Source organism: Streptomyces sp. PsTaAH-137 (genome assembly GCF_003259365.1).
In the GTDB taxonomy this organism is placed as follows: Bacteria; Actinomycetota; Actinomycetes; order Streptomycetales; family Streptomycetaceae; genus Streptomyces.
In genome coordinates this window covers 340347-358428 of sequence record NZ_QLLY01000003.1, presented here as the reverse complement: position 1 = coordinate 358428, position 18082 = coordinate 340347, and the positions used below count along the sequence as shown (strand labels likewise).

The following is an 18082-nucleotide window of genomic DNA, read 5'->3' as shown; positions in this document are numbered from 1 at the left end:
ACAGATATGAGCCCCGTACTTGCCGGAGCGCTCCAGTTCCTCGCGCTCATCGCGGCGCTGGCACTGGCCTACCGTCCCCTCGGCGACTACATGGCCCGGGTCTACTCCTCCGAGAAGCACCTCCGGGTGGAGAAGTGGATCTACAAGGGCATCGGCGCCAACCCGAACGCCGAGATGCGCTGGACCGCGTACCTGCGCGGCGTCCTCGCCTTCTCGGCCGTGAGCGTCCTCTTCCTGTACCTGCTCCAGCGCGTCCAGGGCAGCCTGCCGGGCTCGCTCGGCTTCAAGGCGATCGACCCCGACCAGGCCTTCAATACGGCCGCGTCGTTCGTCGCCAACACCAACTGGCAGTCGTACTACGGCGAACAGGCCATGGGCCACGTCGTGCAGACCGCCGGGCTCGCGGTGCAGAACTTCGTCTCGGCGGCCGTCGGCATCGCCGTGGCCGTCGCCCTGGTCCGCGGGTTCGCCCGCTCCCGCACCGGTGAGCTGGGCAACTTCTGGTCCGACCTGGTGCGCGGCACCGTCCGGATCCTCGTTCCGATCGCCGCCCTCGGTGCGATCGTCCTGGTCGCCTGCGGCGCCATCCAGAACTTCTCCGGCATCCACGAGGTCGGACAGTTCATGGGCGGCTCGCAGCAGTGGAACGGCGGCGCGGTCGCCTCCCAGGAGGCCATCAAGGAGCTGGGCACCAACGGCGGCGGCTACTTCAACGCCAACTCGGCCCACCCCTTCGAGAACCCGAACGGGTTCACGAACCTCTTCGAGGTCTTCCTGATCCTGGTCATCCCGTTCGCGCTGACCCGCACGTTCGGCAAGATGGTCGGCTCGGTACGGCAGGGCTACGCCATCCTCGCCACGATGGCGACGATCTGGATCGCCTTCACCGCGCTGATGATGTGGACCGAGTTCGCCCACCACGGTCCGGCCTTCGACGTCGCCGGCGGCGCCATGGAGGGCAAGGAGAACCGCTTCGGGATCGGCGGCTCGTCGATCTTCGCGGTCGCCACGACGCTCACCTCGACCGGCGCCGTGGACTCCTTCCACTCGTCGTTCACCGGCTTCGGCGGCGGCATCACGATGCTCGGCATGCAACTCGGCGAGATCGCACCCGGCGGCACCGGATCCGGCCTCTACGGCATGCTGATCATGGCGGTCATCGCGGTGTTCATCGCCGGTCTGATGGTCGGCCGCACCCCCGAGTACCTCGGCAAGAAGATCGGCAGCCGCGAGATCAAGTTCGCCGCCTGCTACATCCTCATCACGCCGGCCCTCGTGCTGATCTTCACGGCCGTCTCCATGGCCCTGCCGACCCCGCCGAACTCCATGCTGAACTCCGGCGCGCACGGCTTCTCCGAGATCCTGTACGCGTACACGTCCGGCGCCAACAACAACGGCTCCGCGTTCGCGGGACTCAGCGCCGACACCCAGTGGTTCAACACCACGATCGGGCTCGCGATGCTGCTCGGCCGGTTCCTGCCGATGGTGTTCGTCCTCGCGCTCGCCGGTTCGCTCGCCGAGCAGCGGCCCGTCCCGGCCACGGCCGGCACCCTGCGCACCGAGAAGCCGCTCTTCACCGGCCTGCTCGTCGGCACGCTGCTGATCATCACCGGTCTGACCTACTTCCCGACCCTCGCGCTGGGCCCCATAGCCGAGGGGCTGGCGTCATGACCGTACGTACCGAGAAAACCGCACGTACCGAGAAGACCGAACGTACTGAGAAAACCGCACGTACTGAGAAAACCGAGGACGCCATGTCCGCTGTCACTCCCACCCGGGCACCGCACCAGGACGTGCCGACCGGCCACCAGCCCCCTCACGACGGCGAGGGCAAGGTCGGCGCCGGGCTCTTCGACCCCAAGCAGCTGGTCAAGTCGCTGCCCGACGCCTGCCGCAAGCTCGACCCGCGCGTGATGATCAAGTCGCCCGTGATGTTCGTGGTGCTGATCGGCTCGGTCCTGACCACGGTGTTCTCGTTCACGGACCCGACGGACTGGTTCGGCTGGGCGATCAGCGCCTGGCTGTGGCTGACGGTGATCTTCGCCAACCTCGCGGAGGCCGTCGCCGAGGGCCGCGGCAAGGCCCAGGCCGACACCCTGCGCAAGGCGAAGACCGACACGGTCGCCCGCAGGCTGGTGGGGGAGCGCGAGGAGCAGGTCCCCGGCACCGCGCTGACCATCGGTGACCTGGTGGTCTGCGAGGCGGGCGACATCATCCCCGGCGACGGTGACGTCGTCGAGGGCGTGGCCTCCGTCGACGAGTCCGCGATCACCGGCGAGTCCGCACCCGTCATCCGGGAGTCCGGCGGCGACCGCTCGGCCGTCACCGGCGGCACCAAGGTGCTCTCCGACCGTATCGTCATCAAGATCACGACGAAGCCCGGCGAGACGTTCATCGACCGCATGATCAACCTGGTCGAGGGCGCGGCCCGGCAGAAGACGCCGAACGAGATCGCGCTCAACATCCTGCTCGCGTCGCTGACCATCGTCTTCGTCCTCGCGGTCGCCACGCTCCAGCCCATCGCCAACTGGTCGTTCGCGAACGCGGGCAGCAGCGAACACCTCTCCATGATCGTCCTGGTGGCCCTGCTCGTCTGCCTGATCCCGACGACCATCGGCGCCCTGCTCTCCGCGATCGGCATCGCCGGCATGGACCGCCTGGTGCAGCGCAACGTCCTCGCCATGTCGGGCCGCGCCGTCGAGGCCGCCGGTGACGTGTCGACCCTGCTCCTCGACAAGACCGGCACCATCACCTTCGGCAACCGGCAGGCCGCCGAGTTCGTGCCGGTGCGTGGCGCCACCGAGGCCCAGGTCGCCGACGCCGCCCAGCTCTCCTCGCTGTCCGACGAGACACCCGAGGGCCGCTCGGTCGTCGTCCTCGCCAAGGAGCGGTACGGGCTCAGGGAGCGGCACCAGGGCGAGCTGGCCGGCGCCGAGTGGATCGAGTTCACCGCCCAGACCCGCATGTCGGGCGTGGACCTCGACGGCCGCAAGATCCGCAAGGGCGCGGCCGGCTCGGTCATCGCCTGGGTCGAGCAGCAGGGCGGCGAGGTCGCCGCCGACGCCCGCGAGCTGACCGACCGGATCGCGCAGGCCGGCGGCACCCCGCTGCTCGTCGCGGTCGAGGACGCCGAGGGTGCCCGCGTCCTCGGCGTCATCCACCTCAAGGACGTCGTCAAGGACGGCATGCGCGAGCGGTTCGACGAGCTGCGCCGCATGGGCATCAAGACCGTCATGATCACCGGCGACAACCCGCTGACGGCCCGGGCGATCGCCGACGAGGCGGGCGTCGACGACTTCCTCGCGGAGGCCACGCCCGAGGACAAGATGGCCCTCATCAAGCGGGAGCAGGCGGGCGGGAAGCTCGTCGCGATGACCGGCGACGGCACCAACGACGCCCCGGCCCTCGCCCAGGCGGACGTCGGCGTCGCGATGAACACGGGCACGTCGGCCGCGAAGGAGGCCGGCAACATGGTCGACCTCGACTCGAACCCGACCAAGCTCATCGAGATCGTCGAGATCGGCAAGCAACTCCTCATCACCCGAGGGGCGTTGACGACCTTCTCCATCGCCAACGACGTCGCGAAGTACTTCGCGATCATCCCGGCGCTGTTCGCCGCGGTCTACCCGGGCCTGGACAAGCTCAACATCATGCGCCTGTCCTCGCCGGACTCGGCGATCCTGTCGGCCGTCGTCTTCAACGCGATCATCATCATCGCCCTCGTGCCGCTCGCCCTGAAGGGCGTCCGGTACCGGCCGGTGAGCGCCGACAAACTGCTCCGCCGCAACCTCGGGATCTACGGCCTCGGCGGTCTGGTCGCGCCCTTCATCGGCATCAAGATCATCGACCTGCTCATCTCCCTCATCCCCGGAATCGGCTGATCACCATGAACAACTCCGTAGGAAACACAGGCCGGTTGCTCTGGGCGGGCCTGAGGGCCCTGATCATCCTCACCGTCGTCTGCGGCGTGCTCTACCCGCTGGCGGTCACCGGTGTCGCCCAGGTCGCCTTCCACGACAAGGCCAACGGCTCGGAGATCGAAACGGCCGACGGCAAGGTCGTCGGCTCGTCCCTCATCGGCCAGTCGTACACCGGCAAGGACGGCAAGCCGGACCTGAAGTGGTTCCAGGGCCGCCCGCAGAACGGCCTCGGCGAGAACAGCGTCAACACGCAGTACAAGCTGATCCTCTCCGGCGCCACCAACCTCTCCGGTGACAGCAAGGAACTGCTCAAGCAGGTCGAGGACGCCAAGGCCGCCGTCGTCAAGGACAACTCCACGGCTGCCTACACGGTGAAGGCCGCGGACGTTCCCGCCGACGCCGTCACCTCGTCCGGCTCCGGCCTCGACCCGGCGATCTCCCCCGCGTACGCCGACCTCCAGGTGCACCGGGTCGCCGAGCGGAACCACCTCTCCGTCACCCAGGTCCAGAAGCTCGTCGACGCGCACAAGGACGGCCGCCTCCTCGGCTTCATGGGCGAGCCGACCGTCAACGTCCTCGAACTCAACATCGCGCTCCAGCAGTTGACCCGGCAGAGTTGACACGGCGGAGCCGATGGCCTCGACCGGTGCGGCGGGAGCCGGCGGCCCGGGGAACCACCCCGGGCCGCCGGCTCCCGCCGCACCGCACCCGCACAGGACCGGAACAGGAACGGCGGAATGACGCGCGTACTGGTGGTGGAGGACGATCCGCAGCTCGTCAGGGCCCTGGTGATCTCTCTGCAGGCGCGCCGCTTCGGCGTCGACGCGGCCCCCGACGGAGCCACCGCGCTCCGCCTCGCCGCCGCCCGGCAGCCCGACGTCGTGCTGCTCGATCTCGGCCTGCCCGACATGGACGGCATCGACGTGATCAAGGCGCTGCGCGGCCGGACCGGGGTGCCGATCATGGTGCTGTCGGCGCGCCGCGCGTCCGGGGAGAAGGTCGCGGCGCTCGACGCGGGGGCCGACGACTATGTGACGAAGCCGTTCAGCATGGACGAACTGCTGGCCCGGCTGCGGGCGGCGGTCCGGCGCGCCGAGTCGGCACCCGCGGCACCGGACGCCGCCGCCGTCCTCGTGGAGACCGAGCACTTCACGGTCGATCTCGTCGCGAAGCGGGCCGTGCGCGACGGGCGCGACGTCCGTCTGACGCCCACGGAGTGGCACCTGCTGGAGATCCTGGTGTCCAACCCGGGCCGCCTGATCAGCCAGAAGCGGCTCCTGAGCGAGGTGTGGGGAGCCTCGCAGAGCAACAAGACCAACTATCTCCGCGTCTACATGGCCCAGTTGAGGCGCAAACTCGAAGCGGATCCGGCCCACCCGCGCCATCTGATCACCGAGCCCGGCATGGGCTACCGGTTCGAGAACCCGGCGCGCGGATCGGCGGCGGAGGGGATCAGCTGAGGGCGGGGTGCGCACCCAACGCGGCCTTCAGGTCGGCGAGTTCGCGGTAGACGACGCCGGTCATCCCGAGCGCGAGCGCGGCCTCGACGTTCTCCTCGGTGTCGTCGACAAACAGGCACCGGTCGAAGGAGGCGTCCACGAGGGACGCGGCGATCTCGTAGATCTTCCGGTCCGGCTTGACCACGCCGAGCCGGGCGCTGCTGACCACGTGGTCCGCCAGCCCGGTCAGGCCCATCTCCGCGAGATCGTCCTCCAGGCGCACCGTCGCGTTCGTCACCAGGACCAGCGGCACCCCCGCCGCCCGCACCCGGCGCAGCAGGGCCACGATCTCCGCGTCCGCCCGGAACGGCGAGTCGGCGAGCGCCCGGCCCAGCTCCCGCGCCCGCTCCCGCGGCACCCGCCCGGCGAACCCGGCGACGATGGACTCCACCCACTGCCCGAGCCCGATCTCCCCGCGCATCAGCGGCAGGTCCACCTCCGGCGCGAACGCCACCCGCGCGGTGCTCCCCTCCGCCAGTCCGGCGGCCCGCTCCAGCTCGGCGAGGGGACCGCTGTCGTAGAAGCGGATCACATTGTCGACATCGCAGAGCACGGCGTCGAAGGGGCGGTCGGGCCGGGACGAGATCTTCACAGCCCTTGGATAGCACGCCGTGACGTATGAGCTCCGGCCGGGTGCGGGTGTGCGGAGGCGCGGTCCCCCGGGCGAGCGCGGCTCGCTCCAGGGGCACGGGGAACTGTGCGACCAGCCACGACGAACCCCGCACCCGGCAACGCACCCGCCCCCCCCTGTGGCGCGCTCTCTACGGCGCACCCCCGCCCGACGGCTCCAGCAACCCGCGCTCCATGGCGACGACCACCGCCCGCGTCCGGTCGCTCACATCCAGTTTCGCGAACACCCGCAGCAGATGCGTCTTCACGGTCGCCTCCCCGATGACCAGCCGCCGCCCGATGTCCGCGTTGGACAGCCCGTCCGCCACGGCCCGGAGCACATCGACCTCGCGCGAGGTGAGCGCGGCCTGCGTCGGGCGGCGCATCTTCGCGACGAGCTTCTGCGCGACCCGCGGCGCGAGCACCGTCTCCCCGCGCGCCGCCGACCGGATGGCGTCGACGAGCTGCTCCCGCGAGGTGTCCTTGAGGAGATAGCCGATCGCGCCGGCCTCCACCGCGTGCTCGATCTCGGTGTCCGTGTCGTACGTCGTCAGGATCAGCACCCGGGTCGCGGCGGGCCCCGCGACGATCCGCCGGGTCGCCGCGACCCCGTCCAGGACCGGCATCCGCAGATCGAGCAGGGCCACGTCCGGGGCGAGCCGCTCGACCAGCTCGACGCCCTCCCGCCCGTCGCCCGCCTCGCCGACGACCTCGATCCCGGGCTCGGGCAGGAGCAGCGCGACGACGCCCGCCCGCATCACGGTGTGGTCGTCAACCACCACGACGCGCAGTGCCCTGTCCTGCTCGTCCTGCTGCTGCCGGCCGGTCATGCGGACTCCTTGACGTCGTGAGCGGGAGAAGCGGGAGAAGCAGGAGGGGAGGGAGGGGCGGGAGGAGCGAGGGGCAGGAACGCGAGGATCCGGGTGCCGTCCCCGAGCGAACTGGTGACGGTCAGCTCACCGCCGAGCTCGGCGAGCCGCTTGCGCATCCCGTCGAGCCCGAAGCCGCGCGCCGCGCCGACGTCGAAGCCCTGCCCGTCGTCGGTGATCTCCAGCTCGATGCCGTACGGGCCGGGGGAGAGGATCACCACGACGGTCGACGCGCCGGCGTGCTTGCGGACGTTCGCCAGGGACTCCTGGGTGCAGCGCAGCAGCGCGATCCGCGTCTGCTGGTCGCAGTCCAGGCCGTCCGGCAGCTCGGCCTCCACGGCCAGACCGGTGTCCTCGGCGAACCGGTCGAGCGTGCGGCGCAGCGCCCCGGCCACCGACCCCCGCACCGCCCCGGCCGGCGGTGTCGAGCCGACCAGCGCCCGCGCCTCCGCCAGGTTCTCCCGGGCGGTCTGCTCGATCGAGGTCAACTGCTGTGCCGTACGCACCGGTTGGCTGTCGATGCCGGACCGTGCCGCCTCCGCGAGCACGATGATCGAGGCGAAGCCCTGTGCGAGCGTGTCGTGGATCTCGCGGGCCATCCGCTCCCGCTCCGCGGCGGCGCCCTCGCGGCGCAGCGCCTCGGACAACTCCTCCTGGGTGCTGGCCAGTTCGTCCCGGAGGCGGGCCCGCTCGTCGCGTACTTCCAGGGCGCGCGGGGTCAGCGTCGTGATCAGCACGGCCGCCGCGTACACGCCCGCGGTCGAGATGCCGTTGCGGGTCAGCGCCTCCCCGCCCCAGCCCTCCCGCAGCACACCGCCCAGTGTGATGGCGACGCCCCCGAGCGCGCTGCTGACCAGGGCGCCCCGCCGGCTGTCCGCGTACACCACGAACTGGGCGAGTGCCACGGCGAACAGCACGCCGAACCCGTCGCGCAGATAGGCCAGGACGCCCAGGGAGACGATCAGCAGTCCCAGGTAGGCGTATCCGCCCACGGGCTCCTCGCGCCCCCAGCGGTGGACCGCGGCGCCCGCGCAGCCGAGGGCGACCAGCAGCGCGAGCGACCCGTACCGCGCTCCCGTGGGAGCGTCACCCAGGACGGTGAGCAGGGCCAGCAGTCCGAGGATCGCCCAGGAGAACAGGTCCCAGGAGTGCAGGAACCAGATCCAAAACGGGTCGCCGCGCCGCGGTCGTTGCAACATCGTTTCAGCCTACGTTCATCAGTGACCGGGGTGCCTCGGTCTCCGGCGAAGCCTTCCGCGCCCCGCGCGAGGGCCACCAACTCCGGTCGCCCAGCAGCAGCATGAGCGCGGGCAGGATCAGCACCCGGATCACGAACGCGTCGAGCAGCACCGCCACGGCGAGGCTGAACCCGATCTGCTTCATCTCGATGAAGTGCAGCGACACGAAGCTCGCGAACACGGTCACCATCACGAACGCCGCGCTGGTCACCACCCCCGCCGAACTCCCCACCCCGTCGAGCACCGCCTGCCGGGCCGGCACCCCGCGCCGCACGCCCTCCCGGATCCGGCTGATCACGAACACCTGGTAGTCCATGGAGAGCCCGAAGAGGATCACGAACAGGAACAGCGGCACGCGCGAACCGATCGTCCCCGTCGAGTCGAAGTCGAGCAGCCCCTCGGCCCAACTCCCCTGGAAGACAAGGGTCAGTACGCCGAGCGAGGCGCCCGCCGACAGCAGATTCAGCACGACACCGATCACCCCGAGCACCACGGACCGGAACGCCCAGACCGTCATCGCGAACGTCACGAGCAGCAGCGCGCCGATGATCAGCGGCAGTTTCTGCTTCTGGTGCTCCGGATAGTCGGCATAGCGCGCCACGTCCCCGGTGACGGCCGCCTCCACCCCCAACTTGCCCACGGTGTCCGGGAGATATCGGTCCCGCAGCCGCTCCAGGGAGTCCTGCGCCGGCCCGGTGCTGACGTAGTGCGGGACGGGCAGGTCGAGTGAGCTGACGCGGTGGTCGGCGGAGGTGCGCAGGGTGGACGTGCCGTTCATGCCCGGGTCGTCCTTCGCCTCGGCGGCCAGGGCACGCAGGGCTGCCGCCACCTCGTCGGCACGGTCGGCCGACGCCCGTACGACGACCTGGTGCGCGGCCTTGACCTCGGGGAACGCCGCGTTGAGCCGGTCGAAGGTGTGCATCGACTGCACCTGCCGCGAGTGCGTCTCCCGGCCCATGTCGGTGAGCCGCATGCCGAGCAGCGGCGCGGCCAGGGCCAGCAGCGCGACGGTCGCGACGGCCAGTACGGCGGCGGGGCGCCGCGCGGTGAGACGCAGCAGGGCGTTGTGCCGTACGGGCTTCGGGGCGGCCGGCGGCTTGTTCCGCCGGGCGGCGCGGCGCTCGGCCCGCGCCCCCAGCGTGGCCAGCAGCGCGGGCAGCACGGTCAGCGAGCTGACCACGGCGACCAGCGTCACCACGATCGCGGCGGTGGCGATCGAGGAAAAGATCACGTCGTCGGCGAGATAGAGCGTGGCGCTGGAGACGGCGACGGCGAGACCGGACAGGACCACGGCCCGCCCCGACGTGGCGGCGGCCAGCTCGACCAGCGCCCGCGAGCTCAACGTCCCCTGGGCGCGGGCCCGTTCCTCCCGTTCCCGTTTCAGGTAGAAGAGGGTGTAGTCGACGCCGACGGCGAGCCCGATCAGCAGGATGATGTTGGTGCCGACGCCCGCGTCCGGGAAGACGTGCGAGGCCAGCATCGACAGGCCCACCGACGCCACGATCGACGACAGCGCGAGCAGCAGCGGCACGGTCGCCATCGCCACCGACCGGAACACGAGCAGCAGCGTGAGCAGGGTGATGGGCAGCGCGATCATCTCGGTACGGGACAGATCACTCCCGCGCAGCTTGTCGACGCCCTGACTGATGGACGGGCCGCCGGTCTCCTCGACCCGCAGCCCCGGATGCGCCTTCTGGACCTGCGCGGTCTGCGCGCGCAGCGGGTCGACGTGCTTCTTGCCGTCGAGTTCGGCGCCCTTCATCGTGACGTCGACGCGCACGGCCCGGCCGTCCTTCGACCACACGGGCGCGGCCACGGACCGCACCTCGGGCAGCGCGCGCATCCGGCGGGTGACGTCCGCGGCGACGGCGGCGCCCTCGGTCCGGTCCAGGCCCTGGGCTCCGGACCGGTTCTCGATCAGCACCCGCTCGACGGGCCGCTGCGCGAGCCCGCCCTCCCGGGCGATCGCCTCGGCGCGGCCGGCCTCACCGACACCGAAGTCGGCGGACGTGGCGGGGTTCGACCCGGCGGCGATGCCGGCGCCGAGGCAGAGGACGACGAAGAGGAACCATCCGGCGATCGCGCGCCACGGATGTCCCGCGCTCCAACGAGCCATTCTCACTGGGTAGTTGGTCATGACGTCCATGCTGCTCGGAAGGGGTGCGCCACCGGCAGCGGCGGCCGGTTGAACCTGCCGTCCACCGACCGGTGGACCCGCCCGTCCACCGGCCGGGTCCACACCTCGTCCACACCTCGGACGCCCCGGCGGATATGTGGTGCTTGCAGCTAGTCTCCGTCGGTCAGCGAGGAATCGGGAGGCATCATGAACGGGACCCACGGGACGGACGCGCGCGTCGTCGCCACCCTCGACGGCGCGAGCATGCGCCGCCTCACCACCGGCCAGGTCATCCTCGACGGCATCGACTGGACCGTCCGCTCCGGCGAGCACTGGGCGCTGCTCGGCCCCAACGGCGCCGGCAAGACCAGCATCCTGCGCCTGGTCGGAGCGACCGCCTTCCCCACCACCGGCACCGTCGAGGTCCTCGGCCACCGGCTCGGCCGCGTCGACGTGCGCGAACTGCGCGCCCACATCGGCCACGTGTCCACCTCCCAGCGCGTCCCGCAGGACCTCACCGGCCACACCGTCGTCCTGACCGGCCACTCCGGCACGGTGCAACCGCTCTGGAAGACGTACGACAGCGAGGTGCGCGAGCGGGCCCACGAACTGCTCGCCGAACTCCAGATCAAGGACCTCGCCGACCGCCCGTACGGTGTCTGCTCCGGCGGCCAGCGCGCCCGCATCCTCATCGCCCGCGCCCTGATGGCGAACCCGGCGCTGCTGCTGCTCGACGAGCCGTTCAACGCGCTCGACCTGCCCTCCCGCGAGGACCTCATCGACACCATGCGCCGACTGGCGGCCGGCCGGCCTGAGTTGGCGACGGTCACCGTCACCCACCACCTGGAGGAGCTGTCGCCCGCGATCAGCCACGCGCTGCTCCTGAAGGAGGGCCGGGTGCTGGCCCGCGGCACCGTCGAGGACGTGCTCACCGCCGACCGGATGACCGCCTGCTTCGGCCGCCCCATCGAGGTCACCCGCCACGCGGGCCGCTGGCTGGCCCGCTCGGGCGGCCTCGCCTAGGGCCTGTCTCCCAGATCCCTCCTGCCCCGCGACGCCTGGCACGCGCTCTCGCCGCACCGGGCACAAGGCCGAGTACGCCCAGTACGAGGCCTCGCACCCGGCGCTCCCCCAGCCTTCGGCCGGGGGGACCCCCTAGAGCACGCACCAGACGCCGCAGGGTCCGCCCTTCGGGCGGACGGAGGGATCTGGGAGACAGGCCCTAGGGCTGCCCTCACCTACAGGGGTGTACTCGGCACCACCCCGGTCCGGGCCGTACGCCCAGTGCCCCCGCCGCCCGCCGTCCCTAGCGTCGAAGGCATCGACGACGAGGCGCGCGAGCGCCGGACGAGGGGATCGGCCGCCATGCGACAGCCACACGCTCACCCACAGGCAGAGGCGCCTCACCGCACCGAGGCGCTCCGCCTGGTGAGGGTCACCAAGACGTACGGCACCCGGGAGAGCGGAGCCGGTGAGGGCACCGCGATCCGGGCCCTCGACGACATCACCCTCTCCCTCCCCGCCGGCACCTTCACGGCCGTGATGGGCCCCTCCGGCTCCGGCAAGTCCACGTTGCTGCACTGCGCCGCCGGACTCGACCGCCCCGACCAGGGCCTGGTCGTGGTCGACGGCGAGGAGATGACGGACTCGGCGAAGCCGCCGCGCGGCGAGGCCGCGCTCACCCGGTTCCGCCGCACCCGCATCAGCTTCGTCTTCCAGCAGTACAACCTGCTGCCGACGCTCACCGTCGCCCAGAACACGATCCTGCCGCTGAAGCTCGCGGGCCGGCGCGTGGACCGGGCCCGGGTCGAGCGGACCCTCGCCGCCGTCGGCCTCGGCGACCGGCTCGGCCACCGTCCCGACCAGCTCTCAGGCGGCCAGCGCCAGCGCGTGGCGATCGCCCGTGCCCTGGTCACCGAACCGTCGGTGATCTTCGCGGACGAGCCGACCGGCGCCCTCGACACCCGCAGCGCCCGTGACGTCCTCGGCCTGCTCAGGGACGCGGTGCGCACCCACGGCAGGACGGTCGTCATGGTGACCCACGACCCGGTCGCCGCGTCGTACGCCGACGCCGTCCAGTTCCTCGCGGACGGCCGGCTCGCCGGACATCTGAAGGCGCCCACGGCCGACGCGGTCGCCGAACGCCTCGCCCACCTCGGCGACGACGTGCCGACGGGGGTGTGAGCGATGGTCACGACACTCGGCCTCGCGGCCCGCTCCGTCCGACAGCGCCCCGGCCGCTTCCTCGCGACGCTGCTGTCCGCGTTCCTCGGCGCGGCGATCATCATGACGTTCAACGCCATGCACGACACGGCGGCGGGCAGCGGCGTCGACAGCACCAGCGCGGACACCCTGACCACCGCGGCGAGCGTCGTCGGCGGCTACGGCACCCTGCTCGTCTTCTTCGCCGTCGCCTCGACGTTGACGGTCAACGTCCGTCAACGTACGGACGAGATCAACCTGTTGCGCACCGCCGGCGCGACCCCGGGGCAGATCAAGCGCATGGTCGTCGGCGAGTCGGTCGCTGTCGCCCTCACCGGGGTCCTCCTGGCCGTCGGCCCCGCCGCGCTCGGCGGTGCCGTCCTGCTCGGCGTGTTCAAGGACAGCGGCCAGGTCACCGGCTCCGTGGACTACTCCTTCGGGCCGATCGCCCTTCTGTCGGGCGTCGGCGTCACCCTCGTCGCCGCCGCGGGCGCCGCGTTCCTGGCCGTCCGCCGGGTCACCGGGGAAGCGGCCGGAATCCGGCACGGCAGGCGCAGGACAAGGGCGTTCATGTCCTGGGCGGCGCTCGTCCTCGGCTCCGTGTCCGTCTGTTCCACGTACGCGATGAAGGCCACGGACGCCGCCCTCATGGCCGCGCCCGCCTACGGCGCGATCCTCCTCTCCGTGGGCCTCGCCCTCGTCTCGACCGGCCTGCTGCGCTCCGTCCTCGGCAGGGCCGAACCGCTCCTGACCGCTCTCACGGGACCGAGCGGCTACCTGGCCGTACGGAACCTCCGGCAGCGCGCTTCCCAACTGTCGGGCGTCCTCGTCCCGTTGATCCTCTTCACCGCCATGGCCACCGCGACGCTGTACATGCAGGCCGTCGAGAGCGACGCGATCAAGGCATCGGGGTTGACCAAGTCAATAGAGGACAAGAACCTTGAGACGCTCAACCTGACCGTGGTCGGCATCATCGTCGTGTTCGCCTGCGTCATGCTGATCAACTCGCTGTACGCGGCCACGGCCGCCCGGGTACGGGAGTTCGGGCAGCAGCGCCTCGCCGGCGCGACCCCCGCGCAGATCCTGGGAACCGTCGCGGTGGAAGGCGCCGTCCTCACCGTCACCGGAGTGTTCTTCGGCACACTCGCCGCACTCGCCGGCCTCCTTCCGTTCACCTCCGTACGCACCGACGGGCTCCTCCCCGACCGGGGCCTCGGCATCTGGATCACGGTCGTGGCCATTGCGGGGGCGGCCACCATGGTCACCAGCCTGGTCACCGCGCGGCGCGGACTGCGGGGGCCGGCCGTGGACGCGGTGGCCCTGGCGGCATGACCGGCAGGGGCGCCGGGCCGTGTCGGTGTTGGGCCAAGCGGGTGACATGACGTAAGAATTGGTCGGTGCAGACAACAGTGCGAGCCCGGACGGGGTGGGGGCAGTGAACAGCCACGACGTCACCGACGAACAATGGGAAGGGCTCGCCCAGGTCGTACCGCTGCGCAGCCGCAACGAGTGGCCGTCGGCGGTCGACCATCGGGCGATGCCGGATGTGGACACCGAACCGCGCCGCCGCTTCGTGGTGCTGCGGGTGAACGTCTTCGGCGACGCCCGCGAGGTCGCCGAGACCGTCATGTCCGGCATTCCGGTCCTGCTCGACCTGAGCGGCTCCGAGCCCGAAGTCGCCAAGCGGGTCCTGGACTTCAGCAGCGGCGTCGTGCTCGGCCTCGGCTGCGGCATGCACCGCGTCGACCGCAACGTGTTCCTGCTGGCCCCGCCCGGCACCGAGGTCCAGGGACTCGTGGCGGGCGCGGGCGCACTGTCCTGACCGCCCGTCGACGGGCAATCGCGTTCGGCATAATCGCTCGATCGTAGGAAGGTCACCGGGGACGAACGGTTCTGCGGTGCCGGTCCGCCTACTTTCACCTCATGACCGTGCTCCAGCGGGGCGCGCCCCCGTTACCCCCCGGCGCGTCCCCCGGCCGCCCGCGCATGACCGAGCTGCGGCTCTCGGCCTTCGCCCGCCATCGCGGCGCCACCGTCCCCCTCGGCCCCTTCACCGCGCTGACCGGCCCCAGCGGCAGCGGCAAGAGCAGCGCGCTGCGGGCCCTCGACGCCCTCGCCCGGCTCGGCGGCGGCGCGCACCTGGCGGAGGTGTTCCCCGACCCGCGGGCCCACGTCCCCGAGCGCGCGCGGCCCGACGCCCAGCGCCGCCGCGGCTTCCGCATCGGCTGCACCGTCGAGGGGCCCGTCGGACCCGTCCGGCTCGACCTCGCCGTCCAGGCCGAGCCCGAACTGCGCATCGTCGGCGAGCGGCTGACGGGCCCCGGCGTCGTCTACCTGGAGACCGCCCTGCGCGACCCGGGCCGTCGCGACGTCCAGGCGGCCTGGCACACCGCCGGTTCGGTGCCGGTGACCCGGGGCCCGCTCCCCGACGACCTGCTCGGCACGGCCCTGCTCCCGCTGCGCGTCGCCGGGCGCACCGAGGGACAGCTCCAGGTGCTCGCCGCGGCGGAACAGGTGGTCGTCGGGCTCCGTTCGGCGTTCGCCTGCGACCCCGACCCCGCCCGGATGCGGGCCCCGGCGCCGTCCCGCGCGGACCGGCTGCTGGGCGGCTGCGACAATCTGGCGGCCGTGCTGCGCCGCACCCGCAGCGAGTGCGGCAACCGCCACGCGCTGCTGGTCGCCGCGGCCCGGGCGGGCCTCGCCGGACCGGTCCTCGACGTGTACGCCGAGCCGGCCGGACGGGACGGCTCGGTCCGCGCCTTCATCGACCGCGGCGACGGCCTGCGAACCCCGGTCGAGCGGCTCGCGGACGGCGAGTTGAGATATCTCGCCCTCGCGCTCGTCCTGCTCACGGGTCCCCAGGTCCTGGAGGTGGACGCGGCGGCCGAGGTGCCGGAGGCGTATCAGACCCTGACCATCGCGGCGGACGGCTTCGACCGCGGCCTCGACCCGGTCCAGAGCACCGAACTCACCGCGCTCGCCGCCCGGATGTGCGCCCGCGGCCACATCCGGCTCGTCGCCGCGGTGGGGCAGGGGGCGAGCGCGGAACGGGAGGCGCGGGCGCACGGTGCGACGGTGGTAGACCTGGAACCGTGACAGACGCACAGAACAACGGGGCCGCGCGCCCGGCCGACGGCGGCGACCTCGATGTCGCCGCCCTGCAGAACCGCCTCGCCCGCTTCGCCGCCGCCCGCGACTGGCAGCCCTTCCACACCCCGAAGAACCTGGCCACGGCGCTCAGCGTCGAGGCGTCCGAACTCGTCGAGATCTTCCAGTGGCTGACCCCCGAGCAGTCGGCCCGGGTGATGGACGACCCGGAGTCGGCGCACCGGGTCCGCGACGAGGTGGCCGACGTCCTCGCGTATCTGCTCCAGCTGTGCGAGGTGCTCGGCGTCGACGCGCTCGCGGCGCTGGCGGCGAAGATCGACCGCAACGAGTCCCGGTTCCCGGTGCCGGAGCGTGGGGCGGACGAGAAGGGCCCGAAAAAGGGAATCCGTCACTCTCCGGAGTCATAGAAATATCCACAGCGGATTACTTGTCCACAGATTTCGGGCCTCCCCTGGCTTTTCGCCTCACGACCCCTCACTCTGGGTAGTGGACAAGGGAGTTCGGGCGTGACAGGTGGAGGCGCGGATGGATGCGGTGCGGCTCATCGGGGTCGGCCGACGGGCCTTGGCGGACAGCCAGGACGCGCCGGACATCATGAGGGAGGCGTGGCAGGCGCAGGCACTGGCACAGGCGATCGGCAGCAGGCTCGCCATGCTGGGACCACTGGAGCTGAGAGGAGAGGCGCTGGGCCTCTGTGAGGCGGGAGCGCGCGGCAGCGGCGGCTCGGCGGTCCCGGTGGTGGGAGCCGGCGGGATACGGGCGGCGCAGCTGACCGAACTGGGCGATGTGCGCGGGGCGCTGATCGATCTCGGCGCGCTGCTCGGCGATGTGGGGATCGCGCTCGTCGCGGTGGCGAGCGAGTCCTTCGAGGAGGGGGCCTACTGGCAGTGCATGGAAGCCATCGACGCGGCGGACGAGTCCCGGGACCGCGTCCTGGAGATACTCCGACGGCTGCCGGAGCAGAACAGCCGCCTCGCGGACCCCGGGCCCGAGCCCGGCTCCGACTCGGCGGCCTGACCGGGAGCGCACCCGCGGCAGCGGCTCCCGGCACGGCGCTCCCCGCGGGCTGCTGAGGGAGCGCGGTGATCGTCTCGGCGGGCGGCTGCCTCAGAGCTCGTCGGCGGCCGGACGGTCGGCGCCCGGGGGCTGCTGGAGGTCGGCGTCGAGCTGCGACAGATCGGCGTTGAGAGCCGCCATCAGCTCCTCCATCTGCTGCAGCAGACCCTTGGGCGCCCCTTGCTGCTCCGGCACGTTCGTATCGTGCGCGGCCTGCTCGGGCACTGCTTCCTGGGACATGACGGCCTCCTCGGCCTTTGCCTTCCCCGCGGAGGGGAGGCAGCTGACGCAAGTGACGCGCGGCAGCGACCGCCGGCGCGGGGGCCGGGCGGTCCGGCTCCGCCCGAGCCAACGATCATCGGGCGGGCCGAGTCACTGCGGCGGGACCGCCCCGCACGACGGGTTGACGCGAATTCACCCGACAGGGGCCGTCGAGCGGGACCGGGTGACAGCGGAGTTGACGCAGGGGTCGGATCAGAAGGAGGCGGATCAGGAAAGGTGCGGTGCCACCTCGGAGGCGATGAGTTCCAGGTGGTCGAGGTCGTCCAGGTCGAGCATCTGCAGATACATCCGCTGCGAGCCGACGGCCTCGTATGCGGCGATGCGCTCCAGGACCTCCGCGGGAGAGCCGGCCAGACCGTTGGCCTTCAGCTCGTCGACGTCCCGCCCGATCGCGTCCGCGCGCCGCTTCACCTCGGCGTCGTCACGGCCCACGCAGATGACGAGAGCGTTGGAGTAGACGAGGGAGTCCGCCGTCCGCCCGTACTCGACAGCGGCGGCCCGGACCCGCTTGAACTGCGCCTCGCTGTCGGCGACGGAGGCGAACGGGATGTTGAACTCGGTGGCGAACCGGGCGGCGAGCGCCGGGGTCTTCTTGGCGCCGTGACCGCCGACGAGAACCGGCACCCGCGCCTGGGCGGGCTTCGGCAGCGCGGGGGAGTCCTTCAGCTGGTAGTGGGTGCCGTCGAAGTTGAAGCGCTGCCCGACGGGCGTCTCCCACAGCCCGGTCACGATGGCCAGCTGCTCCTCGAGGCGTCCGAACTTCTCCTTGGGGAACGGAATGCCGTACGCGGCGTGCTCCTCGGCGTACCAGCCGGAGCCGAGGCCCAGCTCGACCCGGCCGCCCGACATCTGGTCGACCTGGGCGACCTGGATGGCGAGGACACCGGGCAGCCGGAAGGTGCCGGCGGTCATCAGGGTGCCGAGGCGGATCCGGCGCGTCTCGCGGGCCAGACCGGCCAGCGTCGTCCACGCGTCGGTGGGGCCGGGCAGGCCGTCGACGGAGCCCATGTGGAGGTAGTGGTCGGACCGGAAGAAGGCGTCATAGTTCAGCTCCTCGGCCGTCTGCGCGACGCGGAGCAGCGTCTCGTAGGTGGCACCCTGCTGCGGTTCGGTGAAAACTCGAAGATCCATGCAGCCATGATGCCCGGGGCCGGGCCGCGCGGGGGAAAACTCGCTGGTCGCC

Annotated in this window: 17 protein-coding genes; 11 read left to right on the top strand and 6 right to left on the bottom strand. The window is 71.7% G+C overall.

Annotation, left to right across the window (positions count from 1 at the left end; all coding sequences use genetic code 11):
* The first annotated feature begins 6 nt into the window (after window positions 1-6).
* The 4 genes from kdpA to K377_RS07985 all read left to right on the top strand — a co-directional run bounded on the left by kdpA (window position 7) and on the right by K377_RS07985 (window position 5380).
* Window positions 7-1671, top strand: coding sequence for a potassium-transporting ATPase subunit KdpA (gene kdpA, locus K377_RS08000; protein ID WP_111662479.1), 1665 nt, complete (start codon window positions 7-9; stop codon window positions 1669-1671).
* 83 nt (window positions 1672-1754) lie between these two features.
* Window positions 1755-3881, top strand: coding sequence for a potassium-transporting ATPase subunit KdpB (gene kdpB, locus K377_RS07995; protein WP_111662478.1), 2127 nt, complete (start codon window positions 1755-1757; stop codon window positions 3879-3881).
* Window positions 3882-3886: 5 nt separating this feature from the next.
* Window positions 3887-4540 (top strand): potassium-transporting ATPase subunit C, encoded by a 654-nt coding sequence (locus K377_RS07990; protein ID WP_111662477.1) that lies wholly within the window; start codon window positions 3887-3889, stop codon window positions 4538-4540.
* A 117-nt stretch (window positions 4541-4657) separates the two neighbouring features.
* Window positions 4658-5380 carry a response regulator gene (locus tag K377_RS07985; RefSeq protein ID WP_111662476.1) on the top strand — a complete coding sequence of 241 codons (723 nt, stop codon included), beginning with the start codon at window positions 4658-4660 and terminating at the stop codon, window positions 5378-5380.
* Here the strand turns inward: K377_RS07985 and K377_RS07980 are convergent.
* The 4 genes from K377_RS07980 to K377_RS07965 all read right to left on the bottom strand — a co-directional run bounded on the left by K377_RS07980 (window position 5373) and on the right by K377_RS07965 (window position 10272).
* Window positions 5373-6011 (bottom strand): HAD-IA family hydrolase, encoded by a 639-nt coding sequence (locus K377_RS07980; protein WP_111662475.1) that lies wholly within the window; start codon window positions 6009-6011, stop codon window positions 5373-5375. The two genes, K377_RS07985 and K377_RS07980, sit on opposite strands and share 8 nt — an antisense overlap.
* Before the next feature lie 169 nt (window positions 6012-6180).
* Window positions 6181-6858, bottom strand: a complete 678-nt coding sequence (locus K377_RS07975) for a response regulator transcription factor (RefSeq protein ID WP_111662474.1) — start codon at window positions 6856-6858, stop codon at window positions 6181-6183.
* Window positions 6855-8096: a sensor histidine kinase gene (locus K377_RS07970; RefSeq protein WP_111662473.1), complete on the bottom strand. Its 1242-nt coding sequence runs from the start codon at window positions 8094-8096 to the stop codon at window positions 6855-6857. The genes K377_RS07975 and K377_RS07970 overlap by 4 nt, the downstream gene beginning before the upstream one ends.
* 4 nt (window positions 8097-8100) lie before the next feature.
* The gene (locus K377_RS07965) at window positions 8101-10272 is read right to left on the bottom strand and encodes an MMPL family transporter (RefSeq protein ID WP_111662472.1); all 2172 of its coding nucleotides are present in this window, start codon (window positions 10270-10272) and stop codon (window positions 8101-8103) included.
* 186 nt (window positions 10273-10458) lie between these two features.
* Between K377_RS07965 and K377_RS07960 the strand changes: the two genes are divergently transcribed.
* The 7 genes from K377_RS07960 (at window position 10459) to K377_RS07930 (ending at window position 16578) form a co-directional block, all read left to right on the top strand.
* Window positions 10459-11274 (top strand): ABC transporter ATP-binding protein, encoded by an 816-nt coding sequence (locus K377_RS07960; RefSeq protein WP_111662471.1) that lies wholly within the window; start codon window positions 10459-10461, stop codon window positions 11272-11274.
* Between the two features lie 342 nt (window positions 11275-11616).
* A complete protein-coding gene (locus K377_RS07955) occupies window positions 11617-12435 on the top strand; it encodes an ABC transporter ATP-binding protein (protein WP_111662470.1) in 819 nt (272 codons plus the stop codon).
* A gap of 3 nt (window positions 12436-12438) precedes the next feature.
* The gene (locus tag K377_RS07950; RefSeq protein WP_111662469.1) at window positions 12439-13785 is read left to right on the top strand and encodes an ABC transporter permease; all 1347 of its coding nucleotides are present in this window, start codon (window positions 12439-12441) and stop codon (window positions 13783-13785) included.
* 103 nt (window positions 13786-13888) lie between these two features.
* Window positions 13889-14275, top strand: a complete 387-nt coding sequence (locus K377_RS07945; protein WP_111662468.1) for a cell division protein SepF — start codon at window positions 13889-13891, stop codon at window positions 14273-14275.
* A gap of 101 nt (window positions 14276-14376) precedes the next feature.
* Entirely contained in the window at window positions 14377-15549 is a 1173-nt protein-coding gene (locus tag K377_RS07940; RefSeq protein ID WP_237551819.1) for an AAA family ATPase, read from the top strand.
* Complete coding sequence (locus K377_RS07935; RefSeq protein WP_111662466.1) at window positions 15546-15968, top strand: nucleotide pyrophosphohydrolase; 423 nt, start codon at window positions 15546-15548, stop codon at window positions 15966-15968. Before K377_RS07940 ends, K377_RS07935 begins: the two co-directional genes overlap by 4 nt.
* Before the next feature lie 118 nt (window positions 15969-16086).
* Window positions 16087-16578 (top strand): DUF6099 family protein, encoded by a 492-nt coding sequence (locus K377_RS07930; protein ID WP_111662672.1) that lies wholly within the window; start codon window positions 16087-16089, stop codon window positions 16576-16578.
* A 90-nt stretch (window positions 16579-16668) separates the two neighbouring features.
* On the opposite strand, the gene K377_RS07925 is transcribed toward K377_RS07930, so the two are convergent.
* Together K377_RS07925 and K377_RS07920 are read right to left on the bottom strand one after the other, a co-directional pair.
* Window positions 16669-16857: a hypothetical protein gene (locus tag K377_RS07925; protein ID WP_111662465.1), complete on the bottom strand. Its 189-nt coding sequence runs from the start codon at window positions 16855-16857 to the stop codon at window positions 16669-16671.
* A gap of 249 nt (window positions 16858-17106) precedes the next feature.
* Window positions 17107-18030, bottom strand: coding sequence for an LLM class F420-dependent oxidoreductase (locus K377_RS07920; RefSeq protein ID WP_111662671.1), 924 nt, complete (start codon window positions 18028-18030; stop codon window positions 17107-17109).
* Window positions 18031-18082 lie beyond the last annotated feature (52 nt).